The sequence below is a fragment of the Undibacterium sp. GW821-FHT11H02 genome (assembly GCF_058808015.1).
This window is the reverse complement of record NZ_JBXARG010000006.1, coordinates 205811-227651: the sequence shown is the minus strand read 5'-3', so window position 1 is coordinate 227651 and position 21841 is coordinate 205811. Positions and strand designations below refer to the sequence as shown.

The 21841-nt window shown below is 44.8% G+C and carries 21 protein-coding genes and 2 tRNA genes; 5 read left to right on the top strand and 18 right to left on the bottom strand.

Annotated features, from left to right (window positions below; translation table 11 throughout):
• Positions 1–13: 13 nt before the first annotated feature.
• Positions 14–1975: an MASE3 domain-containing protein gene (locus AC1RR2_RS08840; protein ID WP_493221879.1), complete on the top strand. Its 1962-nt coding sequence runs from the start codon at positions 14–16 to the stop codon at positions 1973–1975.
• Between the two features lie 211 nt (positions 1976–2186).
• Positions 2187–2537, top strand: coding sequence for a flagellar basal body rod C-terminal domain-containing protein (locus tag AC1RR2_RS08835; RefSeq protein ID WP_493221878.1), 351 nt, complete (start codon positions 2187–2189; stop codon positions 2535–2537).
• Positions 2538–2561: 24 nt separating this feature from the next.
• Here AC1RR2_RS08835 and AC1RR2_RS08830 read toward each other — a convergent pair whose 3' ends face one another.
• The 13 genes from AC1RR2_RS08830 to AC1RR2_RS08770 all read right to left on the bottom strand — a co-directional run bounded on the left by AC1RR2_RS08830 (position 2562) and on the right by AC1RR2_RS08770 (position 13251).
• The gene (locus AC1RR2_RS08830) at positions 2562–3362 is read right to left on the bottom strand and encodes a sulfite exporter TauE/SafE family protein (protein WP_493221877.1); all 801 of its coding nucleotides are present in this window, start codon (positions 3360–3362) and stop codon (positions 2562–2564) included.
• Between the two features lie 9 nt (positions 3363–3371).
• A complete protein-coding gene (hemN, locus tag AC1RR2_RS08825; protein WP_493221876.1) occupies positions 3372–4775 on the bottom strand; it encodes an oxygen-independent coproporphyrinogen III oxidase in 1404 nt (467 codons plus the stop codon).
• A 7-nt stretch (positions 4776–4782) separates the two neighbouring features.
• Positions 4783–5040, bottom strand: a complete 258-nt coding sequence (locus tag AC1RR2_RS08820) for a hypothetical protein (protein ID WP_493221875.1) — start codon at positions 5038–5040, stop codon at positions 4783–4785.
• Between the two features lie 119 nt (positions 5041–5159).
• On the bottom strand, positions 5160–5717 hold the full coding sequence (locus AC1RR2_RS08815; protein ID WP_493221874.1) for a FixH family protein: 558 nt from the start codon (positions 5715–5717) through the stop codon (positions 5160–5162).
• Between the two features lie 28 nt (positions 5718–5745).
• On the bottom strand, positions 5746–7158 hold the full coding sequence (gene ccoG / locus AC1RR2_RS08810; RefSeq protein WP_493221873.1) for a cytochrome c oxidase accessory protein CcoG: 1413 nt from the start codon (positions 7156–7158) through the stop codon (positions 5746–5748).
• Between the two features lie 65 nt (positions 7159–7223).
• The gene (ccoP, locus tag AC1RR2_RS08805) at positions 7224–8234 is read right to left on the bottom strand and encodes a cytochrome-c oxidase, cbb3-type subunit III (RefSeq protein WP_493221872.1); all 1011 of its coding nucleotides are present in this window, start codon (positions 8232–8234) and stop codon (positions 7224–7226) included.
• 2 nt (positions 8235–8236) lie between these two features.
• Complete coding sequence (locus AC1RR2_RS08800) at positions 8237–8383, bottom strand: cbb3-type cytochrome oxidase subunit 3 (RefSeq protein ID WP_186942912.1); 147 nt, start codon at positions 8381–8383, stop codon at positions 8237–8239.
• A 30-nt stretch (positions 8384–8413) separates the two neighbouring features.
• Positions 8414–9031, bottom strand: coding sequence for a cytochrome-c oxidase, cbb3-type subunit II (ccoO, locus tag AC1RR2_RS08795; RefSeq protein ID WP_493221871.1), 618 nt, complete (start codon positions 9029–9031; stop codon positions 8414–8416).
• Positions 9032–9056: 25 nt separating this feature from the next.
• On the bottom strand, positions 9057–10496 hold the full coding sequence (gene ccoN / locus AC1RR2_RS08790; RefSeq protein WP_493221870.1) for a cytochrome-c oxidase, cbb3-type subunit I: 1440 nt from the start codon (positions 10494–10496) through the stop codon (positions 9057–9059).
• Positions 10497–10754: 258 nt separating this feature from the next.
• Complete coding sequence (locus AC1RR2_RS08785) at positions 10755–12677, bottom strand: SurA N-terminal domain-containing protein (RefSeq protein WP_493221869.1); 1923 nt, start codon at positions 12675–12677, stop codon at positions 10755–10757.
• Positions 12678–12754: 77 nt separating this feature from the next.
• Positions 12755–12831 (bottom strand) — tRNA-Asp (locus AC1RR2_RS08780).
• Positions 12832–12854: 23 nt separating this feature from the next.
• Positions 12855–12930, bottom strand: a tRNA-Val gene (locus AC1RR2_RS08775).
• A 48-nt stretch (positions 12931–12978) separates the two neighbouring features.
• Positions 12979–13251 (bottom strand): HU family DNA-binding protein, encoded by a 273-nt coding sequence (locus AC1RR2_RS08770; RefSeq protein WP_493221868.1) that lies wholly within the window; start codon positions 13249–13251, stop codon positions 12979–12981.
• A 424-nt stretch (positions 13252–13675) separates the two neighbouring features.
• Between AC1RR2_RS08770 and nadB the strand changes: the two genes are divergently transcribed.
• The gene (gene nadB / locus AC1RR2_RS08765; protein ID WP_493221901.1) at positions 13676–15295 is read left to right on the top strand and encodes an L-aspartate oxidase; all 1620 of its coding nucleotides are present in this window, start codon (positions 13676–13678) and stop codon (positions 15293–15295) included.
• Between the two features lie 40 nt (positions 15296–15335).
• Here nadB and radA read toward each other — a convergent pair whose 3' ends face one another.
• Positions 15336–16721 carry a DNA repair protein RadA gene (radA, locus tag AC1RR2_RS08760; RefSeq protein WP_493221867.1) on the bottom strand — a complete coding sequence of 462 codons (1386 nt, stop codon included), beginning with the start codon at positions 16719–16721 and terminating at the stop codon, positions 15336–15338.
• Between the two features lie 188 nt (positions 16722–16909).
• Here radA and lplT point away from each other — a divergent pair, with 188 nt between their 5' ends.
• Positions 16910–18175 carry a lysophospholipid transporter LplT gene (lplT, locus tag AC1RR2_RS08755; protein ID WP_493221866.1) on the top strand — a complete coding sequence of 422 codons (1266 nt, stop codon included), beginning with the start codon at positions 16910–16912 and terminating at the stop codon, positions 18173–18175.
• 121 nt (positions 18176–18296) lie between these two features.
• Here the strand turns inward: lplT and AC1RR2_RS08750 are convergent, their stop codons facing one another.
• Genes AC1RR2_RS08750 through tsaB form a run of 4 tightly spaced genes read right to left on the bottom strand, consistent with a single transcriptional unit; the run spans position 18297 to position 21248 of the window.
• Positions 18297–19241, bottom strand: a complete 945-nt coding sequence (locus AC1RR2_RS08750) for a DUF1853 family protein (RefSeq protein ID WP_493221865.1) — start codon at positions 19239–19241, stop codon at positions 18297–18299.
• A gap of 29 nt (positions 19242–19270) precedes the next feature.
• On the bottom strand, positions 19271–20035 hold the full coding sequence (locus AC1RR2_RS08745; RefSeq protein ID WP_493221864.1) for a uracil-DNA glycosylase family protein: 765 nt from the start codon (positions 20033–20035) through the stop codon (positions 19271–19273).
• A 14-nt stretch (positions 20036–20049) separates the two neighbouring features.
• Positions 20050–20550 (bottom strand): ribosomal protein S18-alanine N-acetyltransferase, encoded by a 501-nt coding sequence (rimI, locus tag AC1RR2_RS08740; protein ID WP_493221863.1) that lies wholly within the window; start codon positions 20548–20550, stop codon positions 20050–20052.
• Positions 20551–20552: 2 nt separating this feature from the next.
• Positions 20553–21248 (bottom strand): tRNA (adenosine(37)-N6)-threonylcarbamoyltransferase complex dimerization subunit type 1 TsaB, encoded by a 696-nt coding sequence (gene tsaB / locus AC1RR2_RS08735; protein WP_493221862.1) that lies wholly within the window; start codon positions 21246–21248, stop codon positions 20553–20555.
• Positions 21249–21339: 91 nt separating this feature from the next.
• Here tsaB and AC1RR2_RS08730 point away from each other — a divergent pair, with 91 nt between their 5' ends.
• Positions 21340–21777 carry a thioredoxin family protein gene (locus AC1RR2_RS08730; protein ID WP_493221861.1) on the top strand — a complete coding sequence of 146 codons (438 nt, stop codon included), beginning with the start codon at positions 21340–21342 and terminating at the stop codon, positions 21775–21777.
• Positions 21778–21841 lie beyond the last annotated feature (64 nt).

Sequence of the window (21841 nt, the reverse complement as noted above, 5' to 3'; positions counted from 1 at the left end):
CCTGAGCATCTCAATGAAAACTGTCACATCCTATGAATTGCAAAGGATTACCTGGCTTAGTATTGGCCTGTTTATCTTGTCTTGTTACCTGTGGTCACAGCAAGCACTGTTCGCGCAAATTAGAATTCCAAACGCACTTAGTATCCATACTGCGCTGGAAACTGTAACCATTATTATTTTCACCTCTGTATTTATTGTTTCGTGGAATGCATTCGGCGACTTGCGTAAACGCAGTAGCTTGATACTTGCCATTGCATTTTTGAGCGCAGCAATTTTCGGCTTTTCTCACGCCATTTCTTTCCAGGGCATGCCGGGATTTCCTGATGCAATTGATATGCACAAGTCACTGAGTTTTTGGCTATTGTCGCGTTACATCATCAGTTTCACGCTACTTGGGCTGGTAATACAAACTAAAGACATCGATATTTCAAACAATCAGTCTCAGCTCAGCATCTACCTTGCGACTATTTTGACTATAGCAATCAGCTTACTGGTTTTTAATTTTCCCGAAATATTACCTAACACTTATTTAAAAAGCACAGGCCAAACTGCGTTCAAAATTAATTCAGAAATTGTTCTAGTCATCAGCAATGTGATTACCGCAGCATTACTCTACCGGCAGATTTTGCGCTCGAATCACATTAACATCGATACTGATTTAAAAATTAAGCGTTCACTGTTATTTTTCGCCAGTGTAATGATGGCCATCTCTGAAACCTATTTTTCGCTGTATCGTTTACCTGATGAATTGTTTGTCGTGATTGGTCATATGTTTCAAGTGATCGCTGCCTTTGCCATCTATCGCGGCATGGTTGGCATAAACATTCATGCCCCTTACGCGATTCTGAAACAAACCAGCAAAAACCTGCAAAGCACCGCCGATGAACTATTAATCCATAAACGACGGTTGGTGGGCGTCATCGAAACCGCCATGGATGGCATATTAACGATAGACGAACAACACAAGATTATATTAGTCAATCCTGCTGCTGCCAGTATTTTTGGCTATACAGTCGACGATTTGCTTGGCGCATCAATTGACGTCGTCATCCCTATGCGCCATCGCCATGTACATAGTACGCACGTCAGTCAATTCGGCGAGAAGGGAACCACACGGCGAAAAATGGGGGGTAAATTTGACGATTACTATGTCACAGGTTTACATGCGGACGGTAGTGAATTTCCACTCGAAGCATCAATTTCCAGCCTGGTTGAGAACGAAAAACGTTTTTATACCGTTATTTTTCGCGACATCAGTGAACGTAAAATAGCCAAAGAAAAAATGGCACAATATCATTCCGAATTGAGCCAGCTATCTTCTGCTCTGCAAAGCATACGCGAGGAAGAACGCAAGCATATTGCACGCGAACTGCACGACGATCTTGGTCAATTACTTGCCGCTTTGCGCATGGATCTATCCTTACTACAGCGCGACCAAAACTTAATAGAGAAATCGCGCCTGACCCTGGCTAGCATGGATCAACTATTATTGACTTCAATCACGACCTTACGTCGCATTGCAAGTGATTTACGTCCCAGGGCTTTGGACGAAGGTGGTCTATTCTTTGCCTTGCAAACATTGCAAAAAGAATTTGCCCATCGACATGGCGTACATTGCGACCTGATCGCCGACGAAGAGCAATTAATTCTAGATGATGAACGCAGCACTGCAATTTTTCGCATAGTGCAAGAATCACTAACCAATGTCGCCCGCCACGCCAAGGCTAATCACGTGACGATACGCTTTGCAAGAAATGCGCAGTCGCTTGCTTTTTCGATTCAAGACGATGGTCGAGGAATAGAAGAAGGCGCTATGAATAAAACCCGTTCGTTTGGCTTAGTCGGCATGCGCGAAAGAATTAAAGCCATGCAAGGAGAATTCAACATACATAGTGAAGTGGGAAAAGGAACGCAAATTGAAATCTGCATTCCATTAGCCTCACTTGCAACTAATGGACAACCACCACTTAAGTAATGTTCAAATTCGTCCGATAACTACTTATAGTAAGTAAGCAAAGCAAAACTGAGTTAGTACCCACAAATCACTTTTGCAAATAAATCAAGCTACAATTTGCATTATTTGATTAGCGAATTGGCTAGGCGTCAATTTTCTTCACCTAAAAGACAAATTGGGACTATCCTTACTTATTAACATCAGGTTTTTCTGCGAGATCGGAGTAAGTATCATGTCAATTTCTAGTCTGAATATTGGACTTTCAGGAATGAAAGCCTATCAAGGTGCGTTAGACAGTAGCGCCCATAATATTGCAAATGCAAATACCAAGGGCTACCAAGTACAAACAGCAAGTTTTCAAGAAAATACTAATGCGGGCGTGATCGTCAATATCAGTAAAACGAGTAAGCAACTGGCAAGTCAGAATACGGATCCTAATACAAATAGTGAAGCATCAAGTGCAACCGATCTTGCCACTGAGCTCACCAATAATTTGCAATACAAAGCAGGATTTGAGTTCTCTGCAAAAATTGTGAAAACGGCGGACGAAATGTTCTCGACTTTATTAGATTTGAAAAAATAAACAGTAAAACATGCTTATGTAGTTTTAGTAACTAGGCGTAATGCACAGAAAGTCTGGCATGTTTTTCATATCAAAATAGAACAAACCAGCCAGACCAAAAACAATCAAGGTCAACGCAAACAGAGTCTGCACGGACACCATAGCCCCATGTGTCTTTATTTGTCTCGAAATAGTTTGGGCCACTAACAAATGCGGCAGTGCCGCTAGACCGAAGACCAACATCAAAATGGATCCAGACCACGCCGCTCCTGACAGTAGAGCAAATGGTGCAATGGCATACGACAGTCCGCAAGGAAGACAACCCCAAGTCAGTCCTAGCAAAAAGGGATGGGTACTACCGCGCTGCATCGTCGGCATCAATTTGCTATAAAAGAATTGGATTTTTTCACTCAAGGATACTGGCAATACAGACTGCAGTCTTAATCCGAGCAGGCGCAGGCCAAGCACGATCAAAGCCAGATTACCTAAAACGAAAAACACTGTTGCTATCGGAAAATCCGCTTTCCAACGCAAACTAGTTGCACCGAGAGCACCAAACAGCGCGCCGATGATTGCGTAAGTGGTCAAACGACCTGCATGTAATTTGCAGGTATAAAAAAAATTCATCGCATGCGTGTTTGAAAAGTCGACATGCTTAACTACCACAGGATGAATGCTTATGACTTTACTCGACAAATCAGTAGCCAGCAGTGGATTACCTCTTAAACCAGCGGCTTGCGGTAGATTACTCAATAGGCTTGCGATACCGCCACACATCCCTACACAATGAAATCCCCCAATCAGACCTGCTGACAAGGCGGCTAAAATTAGCGGGAGTGTGATCATAAAATTCGACTAGATCAGCTTTGAGTATTTCGCACCACTTTGACGTGACAAATATTGATCGAATACCATACTAAAAGCTCTCACAAACATACGACCTTTTGCCGTCACGCTGACAGCGGACTCGCCTATTTTCATCAAGCCTTCATCCGCATAAGTCTGTACCCGCGCCAACTCATCGGCAAAATATTCCTCAAAGCGTATGCCATATTTTTTCTCTATAAGTGGAACATCCAGGCTGGTGCTGCACATTAGATCCATAATAATTTCACGACGCAACAAATCATCTACCGTTAAATCAAAGCCTTTCTCTACTGGCAATTTATTCTGATCGAGAGCGGCATAATATTCATCTAAAGTGCGCAGATTTTGCACGTATGAAGCACCAATTTTGCCAATAGAAGACAAGCCTAGGGCAATCAAATCACAGTCAGCACGTGTGGTATAGCCTTGAAAATTTCTATGCAGAGATTTGTCTTTGACTGCCAAGGCCAAACTATCATCTGGTTTCGCAAAATGATCTAAACCGATATACACATAACCTTCCGCCAGGAGCCGACGCAAAGACATTAGAAATATTTGCAAACGCTGCTCAGCCGAAGGTAAATCGGCTTCATTAATGCGACGCTGCGGTTTAAAACGGCTTGGCAGATGGGCGTAGTTGTAAAGAGCAATTCGGGCTGGAGAAAGTGCAATAACTTGATCTAATGTCCGCGAAAAACTTTCTAAATTTTGCTTAGGCAAACCATAAATCAAATCAAAATTAATCGACTGAAATCCGACCGCCCGACTTTGTGTAATACATTTTTCTACCATGTCGTAAGCTTGAATTCTATGTACAGCGATTTGCACTTGCTCGTCAAAATCCTGCACACCCAAACTAGTACGATTAAAGCCTACCTCTGCCAATAACCGCAAAGTCTCAGCCGTGACCGTACGCGGATCAATTTCTATCGAAATTTCTGCATCGGGCGCGAAGTCAAAATTATCACGCAGCATCGCCATCAGGCGGCGCATTTCTTCTTCACTTAAGAAAGTCGGCGTTCCTCCACCTAAATGTAACTGCGAAATTGTTTCTCTGGTAGTTAAATGCTGCTGCACCAGTTGTAATTCTTTCGCCAGATAATTCAAATAAATCGCCGATTTAGTGCGATCTTTTGTGATGACTTTGTTACAGGCGCAGTAGTAGCAAAGCGAAGCGCAAAATGGAATATGGATATACAAAGACAAGGGTGGCTTATCTGTGGCCTGATTGCGCTGCTGTAAATACTGAATATAGGACGATTCAGTGAAGCCAGTATGAAACCGATCTGCCGTTGGATAAGAAGTATAGCGTGGCCCCAAGGAATCAAAACGGCGTATCAGCGCTTCAGAAATTTCAAGATTATCTTGTGCAATTGGCTCGTGTATCTGCATTTTATGTCTAAGTTATTTTTCGTAAAAGTAAAGCAGTCAGCCAACTAGAAAATGCACCGAGCGCCCAAAAAATCAAAAAACCTATCGTATAGGCGCCTAACATGTGAAGGTTTAGACGCTCGTCGAGCACGATCAATTCCATAGGATCAACCAAGCTAAAAAAGACGCCAGTCGCGACACAGGCCATTAAAAAAGCTGGCCACAATACGACCATTAACATGGAACGCAATGAAGTTTTTTCTTGTTGCGAATTTCTAGTTTCCAAACTCAACTCCCTTTTCCGAGATTCAGTATGCACGCCTGACAATACAAGCATTCAAACGTAGCCAAAACGCAGCCCAAAAACCATTAACGACAAAATTAAAGCATGAGACATCTACCCAATTAACGTGGTGGTGCCAGCTCTAATTTTCTTTGCATAGGATCCAGCCAGTCACCTGTCAAACGCCAATCATTGGTTTCTAACTTCACATGCAAAATATGAATTGAACCAGAATTAATTGCGCTTTCAAATTTCTTATCCTGGGACAAGTCAGCGCTATATTTACCATTACCATCCAACTTGAGCGGCAAACGACGAACCACTTCTTCAACTGAGCCACTGGTTGCGCCTGAACTTGCCAAACTAAGTTGAACCAGATCAGGTAAAGATTGCTTAGAGTTCAATTGCATTAGAATTTTTTTACCGGCCATGTCCAGTTGCAAACCTGCATACAAGGCTAATTCACGTGCTTTGGCATCTCGTTGCAAGTTAGTATTGATCATTAAGCCTTGGCGATAATAGTCTTTAGCCACCACCTGATCCGCGCCGCGAAATGCAATAAAACCAGTAAAAAGACTAGCGCATACCACGAGCAAAGGGCCACCAATTACCAATAACAACCAAGGCTCTTTATACCAAAGATCTTTCTTGATAGTTTGGGTCAAAATACCTGTATTCATTACAGCTCCTTCAATTCACTTCACTTATTTACTTAGGTACCAAAAATACGGCTTTCTCTGTCACCGAAACATTTGGGTTCTCGCTATCAGTAATCACGAAACGTATACGATTAGAACCAGTTGGTGCTACTCTGGCTGGAATCCTGACGCGGATTGGAAATGCCAGACTGGTGGCGGATTTGATGCTGACCTGAGCCTCATTCACAATGATGGCGCCCGGCACACCTTTAACACTGATTTGAAAATTTCGTGCCGCCTCTTGCGTGTTCATGATCTGCAGGCGATAAACATTTTCAATATCACCCACTTCGGTAATCTTAGGCATCGCTCTATCGCGAATGACGTCGACTTTCAAAGGTACACGATACGCCAATGAGACCGCTGCTAGCAAAATAATTAAACCTAGTATCGCACCGTAGATCAAAGTGCGCAAACGGAACACCCGTTTCCACATGGCGTCCTTGGTCATTTTTTCTGTCAAAGCATGCTCCGTGGTATAACGAATCAAGCCTCGTTCATACCCCATTTTATCCATGACCTGATCGCATCCGTCGATACAGGCACCACAGGCGATGCATTCGTATTGCAAACCTTGACGGATATCGATCCCAGTTGGACAAACCTGAACACAGATACCGCAATCAACACAAGATCCCAAACCTTGTGCTTTGAAGTCAAGCTTCTTATTCCTTGAGCCTCGTGGCTCTCCACGTTCCGTGTCATAAGTTACGATCAGCGTATCTTTATCAAACATCGCACTCTGAAAACGCGCATAGGGACACATATATTTGCACACCTGCTCACGCATGAAACCAGCATTACCGTAGGTAGCAAAAGCGTAAAATAAGAACCAGAATGTTTCCCATGGTCCCAAGCTGAACGAAAACACTTCGTTCGCTAAAGTTTGAATAGGTGTGAAGTAACCAACGAAGGTGAACCCGGTCCAAAGCGCAATTGCCAGCCAGATAAAATGCTTAGTTGATTTAATGCGAAATTTTTTGACCGACATGGGCGCCTGATCTAACTTCATGCGCGCATTTCTGTCGCCTTCAATTTTGGCCTCTACCCACATAAAAATCTCGGTATACACCGTCTGCGGGCAGGCATAGCCACAGAACAAACGTCCGGCTATCGCTGTAAACAAAAACAGCGCTAATGCGGAAATCACTAAGAGAACCGCAAGATAAATAAAATCTTGCGGCCATAAAACTAAACCAAAAATATAAAACTTACGGTTCACCAGATCAAACAGAACGGCTTGTCTGTCATTCCAGCTTAACCAAGCTGAACCGTAAAACAGGATCTGCGTAAAAAATACCAAGACCCAACGCCAAGATTGAAACCAACCTTTTTGAGAACGCATATAAATCTTTTTTCGTTCTTCAAACAAAGCCAATTCAGCTTCATCAACAGGCACTGGAATAATTGGTATTTTTTTCATATCGTACTACTTTGCCTTTTTTTCACAGCAATACATCGTGGGCATCAATACTCGCATTTACAAGCTTACTTGCTTTCAGTTGTCACTTCTGCAGTCGCAGACGCATTGGCAATCTGTTTGAGTGCATTCGTGTCAGCTGCTGATACTGAGCTAGCAGCAGCTGAATTTGAAAGTCCCCATACGTAAGCGGTCAGTAAATGAATTTTGGCGTCGCTTAATATCGCTTTATGTGCTGGCATTTGATTGCCTCTACCTTTGTTGATAGTCTCCATAATATTGTCGATACCTCCGCCATATAGCCAGACCTTATCTGTCAGATTAGGCGAGCCCAGTGCTTGATTACCTTTGCCATCTGCGCCGTGACAGGCCGCGCACACACCAAATTTGCTCTTACCAATTGCCGCCTTGATTGGATCATGGGCAGCGCCAGACAAACTCATGACATAGTTCGCAACGTTCTTCACATCATCATCACCACCTAATGCAGCACCCATCGGCGGCATTTGACCATGACGCCCTTCTTGTAAGGTGGTCTTAATAATGTCAGGTGTGCCGCCATACAACCAGTCGCTGTCTGTCAAATTCGGATAACCTTTTCCACCTTGTGCATCCGAGCCATGACATTGGGCACAACTGTTCAAGAACAAGCGCTGGCCGATTTCACGTGCCTGAGGATCCATCGCAACTTGTTTAATATCAGTGTTCAAATACTTATTAAACAAAGGGCCGTATTGTGCTTCCCCATCCTTCATTTCCTTTTGGTAAGCACCCTCTTGTGTCCAGCCAAAAGTACCTTTATAGGAACCCATACCAGGATACACAATCAGATAGCCTATGCTGTACAAAATCGTAAGGTAAAACAACCACATCCACCATTTCGGCAATGGATTATTCTGCTCCATCAAAGACTCATCCCAGACATGACCCGTGGTCTCGGCTGGCAATGGTTTCCCATCCGTGCCAATTTTCACTTTCACTTTGGATTGAGACCACAATAAGAGTCCACACGCAAGAATACTAATGCCGGTTAATACGGCGATTGCGGTGCTCCACCATTCGCTAAAAAAATCTGCCATGGCTATTTTCCATTCTCATTATCTTGTGGCAACTGTGCCAATTCTTCAAAACGGGCTTTATTCTTAGAACTAAAAGCCCAGTACAGGATGCCTATGAAGGCGATCATACTGATCACGGTCATTACACTGCTTAAGATCGTAAAGTTCATCATCAACTCTCCTAAAAAGTTCTAGTCATCCTAGTTTTTGTTTTTGATTGCAGTACCCAAAACCTGCAAATACGCGATCAAAGCTTCCATCTCTGTTTTACCATTGACTTCTTCTGAAGCTTTGGCAATCTCTTCGGCGCTATACGGCACACCTAAAGTTTGCATGGCACGCATTCTTGGTGCCATCCCTGCACCATCCACTGTCGCTTTCAACAGCCATGGGTAAGCAGGCATATTTGATTCAGGCACGACAGAACGTGGATCGGTCAAATGATCTTTGTGCCAGGTATCGCTATAACGACCACCGACACGTGCCAAGTCTGGGCCAGTACGCTTACTACCCCATTGAAATGGATGGTCATAAACAGATTCACCTGCCACAGAATAATGTCCATAGCGCTCGGTCTCAGCACGGAATGGACGTATCATTTGGGAATGGCAGCCATAACAACCTTCACGTAGATACACATCGCGTCCCGCCAACTGCAATGCTGTGTATGGCTTCATACCCTGCACCGCAGACGTGGTCGATTTTTGAAAAAACAAAGGTACGATTTCAACCATACCACCGATACTGATCGTCAAAATAACCAGTACCAACATAAGACCGATATTGCGCTCGATCAAATCATGAGTAAATTTACGCATAGTGATTCTCCTGATAATGTCGAGGTTAAGCGTGGGCTACATGAGCTGGCAATGCAGGAATCGCATTGTTGACTGGTTTTGCCATCATCATAGTTTTCGCAACGTTATAAACCATCAACAACATGCCACTAAAGTACAGGACACCACCAGCCAGGCGAATCACGTAGTAGGGATAGGTCGCCTTAACCGATTCAACAAAGGTGTAAGTCAAAGTACCGTCTTCGTTGACCGCACGCCACATCAAACCTTGCATCACACCTGCAATCCACATCGCAGCGATATACAGAACAATACCAATAGTCGCGATCCAGAAATGCATCTCAATCAAACGCTTGCTATACATTTCAGTCTGACCGAACAAGCGCGGTACCAGATAGTACAAACTACCAATAGAGATAAATCCAACCCAGCCCAAAGCACCTGAATGCACATGACCGACTGTCCAATCTGTGTAATGCGATAAAGCGTTCACTGTTTTAATCGCCATCATCGGGCCTTCAAATGTTGACATCCCGTAGAAAGATAAAGAAACGATCAGGAAGCGCAAGATAGGATCGGAACGCAATTTACTCCAGGCACCAGATAAAGTCATCACACCGTTGACCATACCGCCCCAAGAAGGTGCCAATAAAATCAATGAAAACAACATACCGATTGATTGTGCCCAGTCAGGCAACGCGGTGTAATGCAAATGATGCGGACCCGCCCACATGTAAGTAAATATCAGAGCCCAAAAGTGAACGATGGACAAACGATAGGAATACACAGGGCGACCGATTTGTTTTGGCACAAAGTAGTACATCATGCCGAGGAAACCGGCCGTCAAGAAGAAACCGACCGCGTTATGGCCGTACCACCACTGCACCATCGCATCTTGCACGCCAGAATAAGCCGAGTAAGACTTCATGAACGAGACCGGCATCGCCGCACTGTTCACAATATGCAGTACCGCTACCGCAACAATAAAAGCACCGTAGAACCAGTTTGCCACGTAAATATGTTCGACCTTACGTTTGACGATGGTGCCGAAAAATACGACTGCGTACGACACCCAAACCAAAGCGATCAGAATATCGATTGGCCATTCCAATTCCGCATATTCCTTGCCTTGGGTGTAACCCAAAGGCAAGCTCACTGCGGCGGCAACAATCACCAATTGCCAGCCCCAGAATACAAATTCAATCAAAGGGCCGCCGAATAGGCGCACATTGCAAGTACGCTGTACGACATAAAATGAGGTGGCAAACAAGGCGCAGCCGCCGAATGCAAAAATCACCGCATTGGTGTGCAAGGGACGCAATCGTCCATAACTCAACCAGGAAATCCCGGATAAAAATTCTGGCCAGGCAAGTTGAGTCGCAATCAGCACACCAACCAGCATGCCGACGACGCCCCAAACAACTGCCATGACAGAAAATTGGCGAACAACTCGATAGTTGTAGGTGTTTTCATTGTTTATTGTCATGATCTCACTCGGTTAAAATATACAGATGCAGGATAACAATCGTTCCATAGAGCTACATTGATACAAATCAAATATAACCTGTATTGCAAAGCAACTTTTTATCGGAATACTGAACTTCGCTGAAATACCATAAAAAACTCAAAAATTTTTAAAAATTTAGGCAAAAAAAAGACAGTCCGAAGACTGTCTTTTTCAAAAACCTGCAGTGGCGTAAGTTAAATATCTTGCGCAGTTTTTTGCCTACTACTTTACATAGACTTATTGTGCCGCATTCAGATTTGATTTTGATGTCAAGGCTGCGCGATTGACGGTAACCTTTGCTTTTTGCTTGAGCGCCTCAACATAACTATAAACGTCTTGCTGCGCCACTGAATTTTCCACTTGTTTGGCTTCTGACAAACGGCGTGCTGGATCTGGCGTACCTTGAGCCACTTTAGAGATACGATACACCTCGTAACCTTGTCCAGCCACTTCTACACCAACGAAACTAGGCAATTTTTGTACGTCCGCCTTCACCACTGCTAAGAAGGCTTCATTGCTCAGCTCAGGCTTTTTCAAACGAGATACCGTTTTTGTTTCACCAAATCCACTGACATTATCAGCAGCTTTCAAAGCCTGCAATTTTGCTTCACCGGCTTTCTTCGCTAATGCCAATGATTCGGTTTGCACAATCTTTGCCTCAATGACTGCTTTGACTTCCTCAAATGGACGCTTGCTGGCCGGTTTATAGTCAACCACCCGACCCGCGACCAAAGTGTTAGGTGCGATTTCGGTTGCTTCCGTATTGTGTTTCTTCTTTAAAGAGTCTTCAGAAAATATCGCCTTCAAAAATTTTGGATTATTTGCGATCATGCTTGCTGGCGCACCAGGCATGCTTTGACGTTGCAAATTGCTGACCTGTTCAATTTTCAGTTTTAATTTTTCTGCGATTGGCTTCAAACTATCTGGCTGTTCATAAGCCATATTCGTGAAAGTTTCAGACGCTTCAGCATAAGCCTTAGCAGCTTTCTGTTTTTTAATATCTGCTACCAATTGCGCTTTCACTTCTTCCAAAGGTTTAATGGCAACAGGCTTAACCGCAGTCAATTGAATAATGTGGATACCAAATTCAGTTTGTACTAAGTCACTAATCTCACCTTGCTTCAGTTTGAATGCAACTTCATCAAAGGCTTTCACCATTGCACCGCGGGAGAAATAATCGAGATCACCACCACGCTCAGCGGAACCCAGATCTTGGGAGTTTTCTTTTGCCAACTTGGCGAATTGATCCGGGTTTTTACGAACTTGTGCCAACAAGCCAGCGGCTTTCTCTTTTACTGCCTTAATTTCATCCGCACTCGCGTCTTTTTTCAAGTTCAATAAAATATGACTGGCTCGACGTTGCTCATCCGTTGTGTAATTCTTTTTGTTTTGCTCATAGTGAGCCAGCACATCTGCATCAGCAACTGTGATTTGCTCTGCCAAGGCATCATTACTCAACACAATATACTCTGCATTAACCAATTCTGGGATCTCAAATTGAGCGACATTTTTATTGTAATAAGCGCGCAAAATGTCATCCGTAATTTTGACATCAGCCACATAATCTTTCGCTTTAAAACTCAAAGCCTGGATTTCACGCTCTTGCTCAGAAATCATCGCAATGCGTTCCGCTACGGTTTTTGAGCTAATCGCGGAATTTTGTACTGAATTGACCAACTGCTGCAATGCCAAATCTTGGCGCAAGCTCGCTTCGTACATGGCGGGCGTCATACCTTGCATCGCCAATAAACTCTTATAACGATCAGTGTCAAACGTATTGTCGGGCTTTTTTAAACCAGCTGTTTCGAGAATATTTTGCTGTAAAGACTGGTCAGTGATGGTCAGTTTATTCTTGACTGTTTCCACGCTCATCGCTTTGCGTGCGATCAAATCATCCAAGATACCTTGACGCGCTTCTGGAGTATTAAGCATCTGTGCATCAAAATCTGGGCCATAAGCTTGTTTCAGTCGATCTAACTGACTACGCAAGGCCTGATCAAACTCTTGTTGGCTAATGGCTTGACCCGCGACCGTCGCCACCGATATGTTAGCGTCTCGCTGCGTGAAACTTTCAATGCCAAAAAAAGCAAATGAAGGGAAAATAATCACCAAGAGCACGCCTTGCATGATGCGCTTATGGGTACGAATATACTCAAACATGATTGACCAATCAATTCGAAAATTTACGACAAAAATAAATATAAAAAAAGGCGAACATAGGTTCGCCTTTTAGATGTTGGCGGAGCGGACGGGGCTCGAACCCGCGACCCCCGGCGTGACAGGCCGGTATTCTAACCAACTGAACTACCACTCCAATTTGCTGCTATTGCTGACATCTGGTGGGCGCTGAGAGGCTCGAACTCCCGACCTAAGCCTTGTAAGGGCTCCGCTCTACCAACTGAGCTAAGCGCCCCATCCATCAACAACATTGTGATTTAATTAGCTCAAATCACGAAGTGCATTAGTTTACCGCATCTTTCAAAGCTTTGCCAGGCTTAAATTTAGGAACCTTCGCTGACTTAATCTTGATTGCCTCGCCAGTACGTGGATTGCGACCAGTACGTGCTGCACGCTTACCAACAGAAAAAGTACCAAATCCAACGAGCGTGACTGTGCCGTTCTTTTTTAAAGTCGTTTTCACTGCACCTATCATTGCATCCAATGCACGTGCTGAAGCAGCTTTAGACAAATCGGCAGATTTAGCGATATGGTCGATCAATTCAGTTTTATTCACTTATGGTCCCCTCACAAAAAATTAACACTACGATGATGTTTTTGGCTTAAACCCAAGACTGTGCAAGCTCTACGGTCTAGCGCAAAATTTGCATCCGGTATTAGATCAAGGCGATCAGTATTGTGTCAAGCGCTTTGGATGTTTTTTTCAAGCGTCACGATAAAAACCTGCAAAAACCCACTGTAATCGCAGGTGCAGCATAGTTCGCCATCACTTTTACCAAATAGATTTTTAGCGATATTGTGTTCAAAAACGAAAAAATATTTCACCATACAATTCATTGCTGCCTGTATCTAGGCTCGAAATAGAGATAGGCAATTCACCGCACCACCGACGCAAAAAGTCCATCCTACGAAACATGGAATTTGAAAAATCGCATATAGTTGAGCCCTTTAACGCAAAATAAAGACGGTTGATACCCATGATGAAATTTGATGTCGCCATAGTTGGAAGTGGATTAGCAGGCTTATCGGTTGCGCTTCATTTAGCGCAAACACATAAAGTTGCCATCATCTCTAAACGGACACTTTTAGACGGCGCCAGTAACTGGGCGCAAGGCGGTATCGCTGCGGTGCTTGACTCACATGACAGTCACGAACAACATATCGCAGACACTATCGTTGCTGGTGCTGGATTATGCGATGAGAGCGCGACTCGCACGATCATAGAACAAGGCCGAGCTGCGATCGACTGGCTGATTGAACAGGGAGTCCCTTTCACCAAAGATCAACATGCTGAACTCGGATTTCACTTGACCCGCGAAGGCGGTCATAGCCAACGTCGCATCATCCACGCTGCAGATGCGACAGGTCACGCTGTCCAAGTCACCTTAGAACAATTGGTACGCAATCATCCAAATATCAGTTTGTTTGAACATCATTACGCGATTGACGTTATCACTTCCAGTAAGATCGGCGACACCTCTGCGACGCCCCGTTGTTTAGGCTTATATGTACAAGATGTCAAATCAGGAACTGTGCACACGGTCAGCGCGCAACATACCGTCATGGCGACGGGCGGTGCAGGCAAAGTCTATCTATATACGACTAATCCAGACACAGCGACCGGCGATGGCATAGCCATGGCTTGGCGCGCAGGTTGTCGTGTTGCGAATATGGAGTTCATGCAATTCCACCCTACCTGCCTATATCACCCTTATGCCAAGTCTTTTTTAATTACAGAAGCAGTGCGGGGCGAAGGCGGCATTTTAAAATTGCCCCCAGAAGCTGGTAGTGCAGCAGGAACGCGCTTTATGCTTACGCATGATGAGCGCGCCGAATTAGCCCCCCGCGATGTGGTCGCCAGGGCCATCGACTTTGAGATGAAAAAACGCGGCCTTGATTATGTGGAACTTGACATCAGTCACCAACCGCCAGAATTCTTAAAGGAACATTTCCCCACCATTTATGCACGTTGCTTAGAATTAGGTATTGACATTACCAAGCAACCGATTCCTGTGGTACCGGCCGTCCACTTCACGTGCGGCGGCGTGGTCACTGACACTTTGGGCAGAACTGACATTCCCGGCTTATACGCTGTTGGTGAAACTGCTTACACAGGCTTGCACGGCGCCAACCGACTGGCCAGCAATTCATTGCTGGAATGCTTGGTGGTAGGTAAGGCGGCCGCACAACATATTGCTGCTCAAAACTGCATTGAAATTCCTGAGCTACCTGCGTGGGACGAGAGTCGCGTCTCCGATGCCGACGAAGAAGTCGTCATCGCCAACAACTGGGATGAGCTGCGTCGATTTATGTGGAACTATGTGGGCATCGTACGTACGACGAAACGTTTAGAGCGCGCCAAACATCGCATTAAATTATTAAAAGAAGAAATCGACGAATACTATGCCAACTTCCGTATCTCAAATAATTTATTAGAGCTACGCAATCTAGTCGAAGTCGCCTCTCTGATCGTCAACAGTGCGCTATCGCGCCGTGAAAGCCGAGGTTTGCATTTCAGTCGCGATTACCCAGATACCATGCCAAAAGCCTTAGCGACGGTGCTATCGCCGAAACAAAAGATCAAACCAAGCAAAAAATAAATGGGGTCGCGAGATTGAGCTCATTCAACAATAAATGGTCTCAATCTACCAAACCATCAACATCACGAATTTTATTCAAAGCTTCGTCGATACGGTCAACGGCGATAATTTGCAAGCCTTCGATTTTTTGTTTAGGTGCATTCGACTTCGGTATCATAGCGACTGAGAACCCCAGTTTAGCCGCTTCACGCAAACGTTCCTGACCTCGTGGTGCGGGACGAATCTCTCCGGCCAAACCGACCTCTCCAAACACAACCAAGCCACGTGGCAGCGGCTTATTGCGCATGGAAGAATTAATCGCCAGCAGTACCGCTAAATCGGCTGCGGGCTCAGTAATTTTCACTCCACCTACTGCATTGATAAAAACATCTTGATCAAAGGCCGCTACACCAGCATGCCTATGCAAAACTGCCAGTAACATCGCCAATCGATTTTGCTCCAACCCCACTGACAGACGCTTCGCATTCGGCGCATGCGAGGTATCAACCAGAGCCTGAATCTCAACCAACAAAGGGCGCGTACCTTCCTGCGTCACCATCACACAAGAACCCGCTACTTGCGTATCGTGCTGAGACAAAAATAGTGCAGAAGGATTAGACACACCTTTCAAACCACGCTCAGTCATAGCAAATACGCCTAACTCATTCACCGCGCCGAAGCGATTTTTTATCGCACGCACTAAACGAAAACTGGAATGAGTATCTCCCTCAAAATACAACACCGTATCAACAATATGCTCCAACACCCGAGGCCCGGCTAATGCGCCTTCCTTGGTGACATGTCCGACCAGTATCATCGTAATATTCATCGTCTTGGCGACACGGGTCAGTTGCGCCGCACATTCCCGCACTTGCGCTACCGAGCCCGGCGCTGAAGTCAGTGCATCAGAGTAGATGGTTTGTATAGAGTCTATCACCACCACCTGCGGTTTATGCTCCGCCAATGTGTTCAGAATTTTTTCTAACTGAATCTCCGCCTGCAAGGACAAACCGCTGGCTTCTACCATTAAACGTTTTGCCCGTAAGGCGATTTGTGCACCGGACTCTTCACCACTGACGTACAAGACTTTCTTAATTTTGTTCAAATTTGATAAAGCCTGCAACAATAAGGTTGACTTACCAATTCCCGGATCACCACCGATCAACACGACACCGCCGGGGACTAAACCGCCACCCAAGACACGGTCAAACTCTTCGATGCCCGTACCAAAACGTGGAATGTCTTGTGCGTCAATTTCCGCCAAATTCAATATCGGTGCAGTTTGTGCGATGCCTTGGTAGCGAGTATTTGAAAATCGATTGCCAGCTTCTTCAACCACAGTTTCAACCAAGGTATTCCATTGCTGACAGGACGGGCATTGCCCAGCCCATTTACTGTGCACGCCACCACATTCAGTACAGGTGTAATTAGTTTTTTGTTTAGCCATATTGAACGCAATCGAAACAAAGTATTATGGAAAGCTTGAAGAACACTGATATTTTACCCAGTATTAGCTGGCATGCTTGCGCTATTTCAAAGAATTATTCGATGTTTCATGCGATATTTCATGGTATAAAGCTTGCCTGCTCGATAAAGCATATCGTGCATGTGACTAGACAAAGGTGCACGGATCGAATGAAACGCGGTTTTTATACAATCATGGCAGCGCAGTTTTTTTCTTCGCTGGCCGATAACGCGCTGCTTATCGCAGCGATGGCACTTTTAGTTTCTATGCATGAACCAGCCTGGATGACTCCCTTACTCAAGTGGAGTTTCGCGCTGTCCTACGTGGTGCTTGCCGCCTTTGTTGGCGCTTTCGCTGATTCACGCCCCAAAGGCAAAGTCATGTTTATCACCAACTTGATCAAAGTTGGCGGCTGCGGACTGATGTTTTTTGATGTACATCCTGTGATCGCATACGGCGTTGTGGGATTCGGTGCTGCCGCTTATTCGCCAGCCAAGTATGGCATCTTGACCGAATTATTACCTCCTGAAAAATTAGTAGCGGCAAATGGCTGGATTGAAGGTTTGACGATTAGCTCGATTATTTTGGGTGTGTTATTAGGCGGCAAATTGATAGATCCGCAAATCTCAAGCACCTTACTGTCGTTTGATTTTCCTCTCATCGATCTAGGTGTAGACAGCACCAATGAATCCGCGCTGTGCGTGATCACCGCCTGCTATGTTATTGCTGCCATATTCAACCGCTACATTCCAGAGACTGGCGCAAAATATCACAAGCAAGAATCTAATCCGATTTGTTTACTGCGCGATTTCGCGCATTGTTCCGTTATGCTATGGAAAGATAAACTGGGTCAAATTTCACTCGCTGTCACGACATTATTTTGGGGTGCCGGGGCGACCTTACAACTGCTAGTTTTGGAATGGGCCAAAGTTAACTTAAATATGCCGCTCAATAAAGGCACTGAACTACAAGGTGTATTTGCACTAGGAATTGCATTAGGAGCGCTGTTCGCCGCTCGCATTGTCCCCCTAAAAAAATCACTCTCAGTTATGCCACTTGGTATAGTCATGGGCTTGGTGGTGACGTCGATGATCTTTGTAAAATCAGTTTGGCTAGCCTACCCGCTCCTGATTTTTATCGGTGGATTGGCAGGATTCTTCGTAGTACCGATGAACGCCTTGCTGCAACATCGAGGTCACGTATTAATGAGTGCCGGACACTCCATCGCAGTACAAAATTTCAACGAAAATTTATCAATTCTCGTTGTGCTCGCACTGTATAGTTTTATGGTGTCACTCTCACTCCACACCAGCATCATTATTGTGATCTTCGGCCTCTTTGTGGCATCGACAATGTACGCAGTGACGCTAAAACACAAAGCCAATCAAAAAATATTTGACTCGGTAGCGCTGATAGGCGAACAAAAACACGAATAGTGCCAGGCTAGAGTACGGCCAGAACTAAGAAGAGAAAAAAAGGGGAAATACGTTTCCCCTTTTTCTATTCAAGACCATGATGTATCAAAGGTACAAAAATTTAGCCGACTAATTTATCCAGCTAAGACAGCAATCTAGTAGCGCGCGAATCCCAATCAGCAGGCACCACCATTCCGCGACAAAATTCTTGCATGAGATTCCCATTTTTTTTCATGATTGCTACCATCACAGGCGTGCTATCGACTTGAAAGTGGCGATGTAAGACATCGAGTATCAAAGATTTTTCCACCACATCATCAGGGGAGACTTGTGCCGGCGCCAACCACTGCAAGCGATCCAATTTCAGTGCATAAGGCACGGCCAGATGTGCAAATTCATCAACCGTCCACCAAAATCCCAAACAATGATTTGCTGCGATACCAGTGATCGATGCCAAGCCACGGTCCGGGCTGTGATAAAACAGCCAGCCTTTGATCAAGGCCTTAGCCGCAATAATTTTAGATTGCACTAATTTTCGGGCGCCTTCATGCTGCGATAAAGTCAGTTGCTGCTGCAAAATTTTTTGCATCTTTGCCCCCAAATTATCGTTCAAATTAGGCCCCAAATAATTGAAAACCGTCAGCGCACGGCCGGGATCCGATGAGCGATGAAATAAGTAAAATTTTGTCGCCAATTCGATGTGCAATAAACCACCCTGTGCATACAGCAAATAGTCGAATTCACCTATGGTTTCTGATTTTTCGCTATGTACCTGCAAACTATGTGCATATAACAGTCCTTCATGGCTAAAGTAAAAAGCCAGTAATTTTTCGGCATAATGTCCGAGCCGCAAAAATTTGTGTAACTTTAGTGCCTCATGTAAAGGTGTTGGATGGGCATTTAAGGCGAACAACCATTTGCGCAATTTTTCGCGATCAGGGATATCTAAACTACCAATCTGTTGCCACCAAATAGGTGAATTTTTATCTAGTAAATCGGGCGATGTCAGCAGCCATGCCAAAGCTCTGACATGAGGATCACTCAATTGAGACCACTCTTGATGAAAACTATTTTGGTAAGTATCCATAGATTATCTCTTGTGAAATCAGACAAATACTAAAGGCGCTTAACTCTGCAAAGATCTTGCCAGACTTCAGATTTGGCTTCGGGATGTGTCATTACGAAGTGCGCATCATGAGTCACAATAACAGGAATTCCTTGATAAACGTGTTGTTCCTGTCGCATTTCAATTTCACTTGCGGCATCACAACTCAACAGTATTTGCCCTAAGCGTTTACCAAACACCAACAAAACCTTTGGCTGCATTAGCTTAATTTGCTGGTGCAGAAGATGCATACATAATCCTGCCGCTTCTAATGCTGCTGCATCAAATGTTGTTTGAGAACTTTCAGAAAGCTTCGCTTTCAACACCGAGCTTCTATAAAAACTGAGCTTGGTTGAAGTTGGCGCACTATCCGATAACAGCGCTGCCAACATATTGAGCATCAGCTTTTCTGATTGTTGGAGAAGCGGTTCCAGTTCAGTCAATTTATCCGACACCGACCAATCAGCAATCACAAGTATCGAAGCGGCAGGGTCACCAGTGCCTAATGATCCCTTACCAAACCGAGCACATAAAGAACATGCCTGACATTGCTGCAGTTCGGCCTGCAATTTCTGCCACGGCGTGAGTAGCGCTTCATCGCTGCTTGAAGTTAATACCGGCAACGCGGCCCCAGCCGAAGCAAGGGCAATATCAAGCTCATCGCAAGAGGCAATTGACTCGGTGATCGATGGCGATGATGGCAATGCTACTTGACGCAGTTGCCAAATCTCGCCCACGCCAAGATTTTTCAAGTAGTACTCACGCATATCACTCATAGAATTTTTTTCGCTTAGTCATGATGAATGAATTCAGACGTCGAAATACGCATCACGATTGCATCTTCGCGGCTCCATTGATCGACAGGATAATACCCTTTACGACGACCGATTTCGGCAAATCCAAAGCGTTGATAGATATGCTTCGCCCGAAGATTTCCAATACGTACTTCCAACATGATGGACGAATAATTTTTTTCTTTTGCCAATACCATCATTTGTTCCAGTAATAGCTTTGCATAACCTTGCCCTTGATAGCTTGAGCTCACCGCAAAAGTCAACAAATGCAATTCATCGAGAATTGGCATCAAAAGAAAATAGGCAATCAACACACCGTTTTGCGCACGTATTCCTAGCGCCTCATGCGGACTGGCGAAAGAGTCGAGAAAATTCCCCCTGGTCCAAGGGTGAGAATAAACATCTTCCTCTATCGCCAAAATTTCATCTAGATCAGCTGCCCCCAATCGGCAGCAATAATATCTTTCTGCACTAGGAACGCAAGTTGGTCTGACCATCGTTACACTCCACGCTGCTGACGTTCGGCAGTCGTTTGGGCTACTTTATTTCGCAAATATAAGGGCTGCGCCTGAGCTGCATCGAGTTGCAGACCAAGTTCAAGAGCACGGGCTGCAACACTGATAGCAAAGGATGCATGCGGCATTGCATTTGTAAAAATTAAATTCGCATACGAATCTGGCACTTCTACCCCATTACCCAGCACTAATGGGACATTGTTCAAACGCGCATAGTCAAGTGCAACTTCAAGTGTGCTAAGGCAGGGAGCGACAGCGTCATTCCATTGCCCCTTGTGGCCGCAATAATGCGCCCAATAAACTTCATCCATTCGCGCATCAAGCAAGCACAACATTGATTCCCAGCCTAAATGTACGTGCGCAGTCTCTGCCATAATTGCCAGACTCACGACCGGAATGACTGGGATATCCAGACCATATGCAAGCCCCTGAACCACACCGCAGGCGGTACGCGTACCCGTGAATGCACCCGGGCCACAGCCAAAAGCCACAGCATTCAGCTGGTGTAAATTCACTCCAGCCTCAAGAAACAGTTCTTGAACCGCGGGCAGCAATCCTTGCGAATGTGTTTGTACACCGGATAAATCACGGCTAACAATGCGCTCGCTAGTATCGTCACGAATACTGAGTGACACTGAAGCCAATTCTGTCGAAGTTTCGATTGCTAATAAAATAGTCATACGTTTATTTTACCTTGTCCAGCGTGCTTTCCCTAAGCTGCTTTTTCTGCTTGTGCTATTTCTACCCACAGATCATCGGTTAAAATATGGCATGACTACACAAATGCCACTTACCGACGATTTTGATGCAATTCAAATTGAATTGAACACCAAGCCTTGGCTTGTTGCTTGCTTATGCGCCGCGTGGTGCGATACCTGCCAAGCCTACCGGTCTGGATTTGATCAACTCAGATTACAACACCTGAATAAGTGTTTTGCCTGGATAGATATAGAAGACCATGCAAATCTGGTCGAAGATCTGGATATTGAAAATTTTCCGACCCTACTGATTCAATATGAAGAAAAAATTTTATTCTTGGGTACCATGCTGCCAGACGCAAATTTAGTCAATCGATTGCTTCAAGCTCTGGAGCAGCAACTCACAGAGTCGGGACTGAAAAAAATCAGCCCGGCCATCCAAAGCAGCGCGTACCCGATCACCACCAATTGGAGCCTACGCCAATTACTCCTAAATTACAGAGTTAAATAAAATATCACCGGTCATAAAGACATGAAAAAAGGGACTAGATTTGCATCTAGTCCCTTAAATCTGG

What these genes read in the sequence shown, in the direction of transcription:
- AC1RR2_RS08840 (WP_493221879.1), top strand. Translation starts at nt 14, where the DNA reads ATGAAAACTGTCACATCCTATGAATTGCAAAGGATTACCTGGCTTAGT.
- AC1RR2_RS08835 (WP_493221878.1), top strand. Translation starts at nt 2,187, where the DNA reads ATGTCAATTTCTAGTCTGAATATTGGACTTTCAGGAATGAAAGCCTAT.
- AC1RR2_RS08830 (WP_493221877.1), bottom strand. Translation starts at nt 3,362, where the DNA reads ATGATCACACTCCCGCTAATTTTAGCCGCCTTGTCAGCAGGTCTGATT.
- hemN (WP_493221876.1), bottom strand. Translation starts at nt 4,775, where the DNA reads ATGCAGATACACGAGCCAATTGCACAAGATAATCTTGAAATTTCTGAA.
- AC1RR2_RS08815 (WP_493221874.1), bottom strand. Translation starts at nt 5,717, where the DNA reads ATGAATACAGGTATTTTGACCCAAACTATCAAGAAAGATCTTTGGTAT.
- ccoG (WP_493221873.1), bottom strand. Translation starts at nt 7,158, where the DNA reads ATGAAAAAAATACCAATTATTCCAGTGCCTGTTGATGAAGCTGAATTG.
- ccoP (WP_493221872.1), bottom strand. Translation starts at nt 8,234, where the DNA reads ATGGCAGATTTTTTTAGCGAATGGTGGAGCACCGCAATCGCCGTATTA.
- AC1RR2_RS08800 (WP_186942912.1), bottom strand. Translation starts at nt 8,383, where the DNA reads ATGAACTTTACGATCTTAAGCAGTGTAATGACCGTGATCAGTATGATC.
- ccoO (WP_493221871.1), bottom strand. Translation starts at nt 9,031, where the DNA reads ATGCGTAAATTTACTCATGATTTGATCGAGCGCAATATCGGTCTTATG.
- ccoN (WP_493221870.1), bottom strand. Translation starts at nt 10,496, where the DNA reads ATGACAATAAACAATGAAAACACCTACAACTATCGAGTTGTTCGCCAA.
- AC1RR2_RS08785 (WP_493221869.1), bottom strand. Translation starts at nt 12,677, where the DNA reads ATGTTTGAGTATATTCGTACCCATAAGCGCATCATGCAAGGCGTGCTC.
- nadB (WP_493221901.1), top strand. Translation starts at nt 13,676, where the DNA reads ATGAAATTTGATGTCGCCATAGTTGGAAGTGGATTAGCAGGCTTATCG.
- radA (WP_493221867.1), bottom strand. Translation starts at nt 16,721, where the DNA reads ATGGCTAAACAAAAAACTAATTACACCTGTACTGAATGTGGTGGCGTG.
- lplT (WP_493221866.1), top strand. Translation starts at nt 16,910, where the DNA reads ATGAAACGCGGTTTTTATACAATCATGGCAGCGCAGTTTTTTTCTTCG.
- AC1RR2_RS08750 (WP_493221865.1), bottom strand. Translation starts at nt 19,241, where the DNA reads ATGGATACTTACCAAAATAGTTTTCATCAAGAGTGGTCTCAATTGAGT.
- AC1RR2_RS08745 (WP_493221864.1), bottom strand. Translation starts at nt 20,035, where the DNA reads ATGAGTGATATGCGTGAGTACTACTTGAAAAATCTTGGCGTGGGCGAG.
- rimI (WP_493221863.1), bottom strand. Translation starts at nt 20,550, where the DNA reads ATGGTCAGACCAACTTGCGTTCCTAGTGCAGAAAGATATTATTGCTGC.
- tsaB (WP_493221862.1), bottom strand. Translation starts at nt 21,248, where the DNA reads ATGACTATTTTATTAGCAATCGAAACTTCGACAGAATTGGCTTCAGTG.
- AC1RR2_RS08730 (WP_493221861.1), top strand. Translation starts at nt 21,340, where the DNA reads ATGACTACACAAATGCCACTTACCGACGATTTTGATGCAATTCAAATT.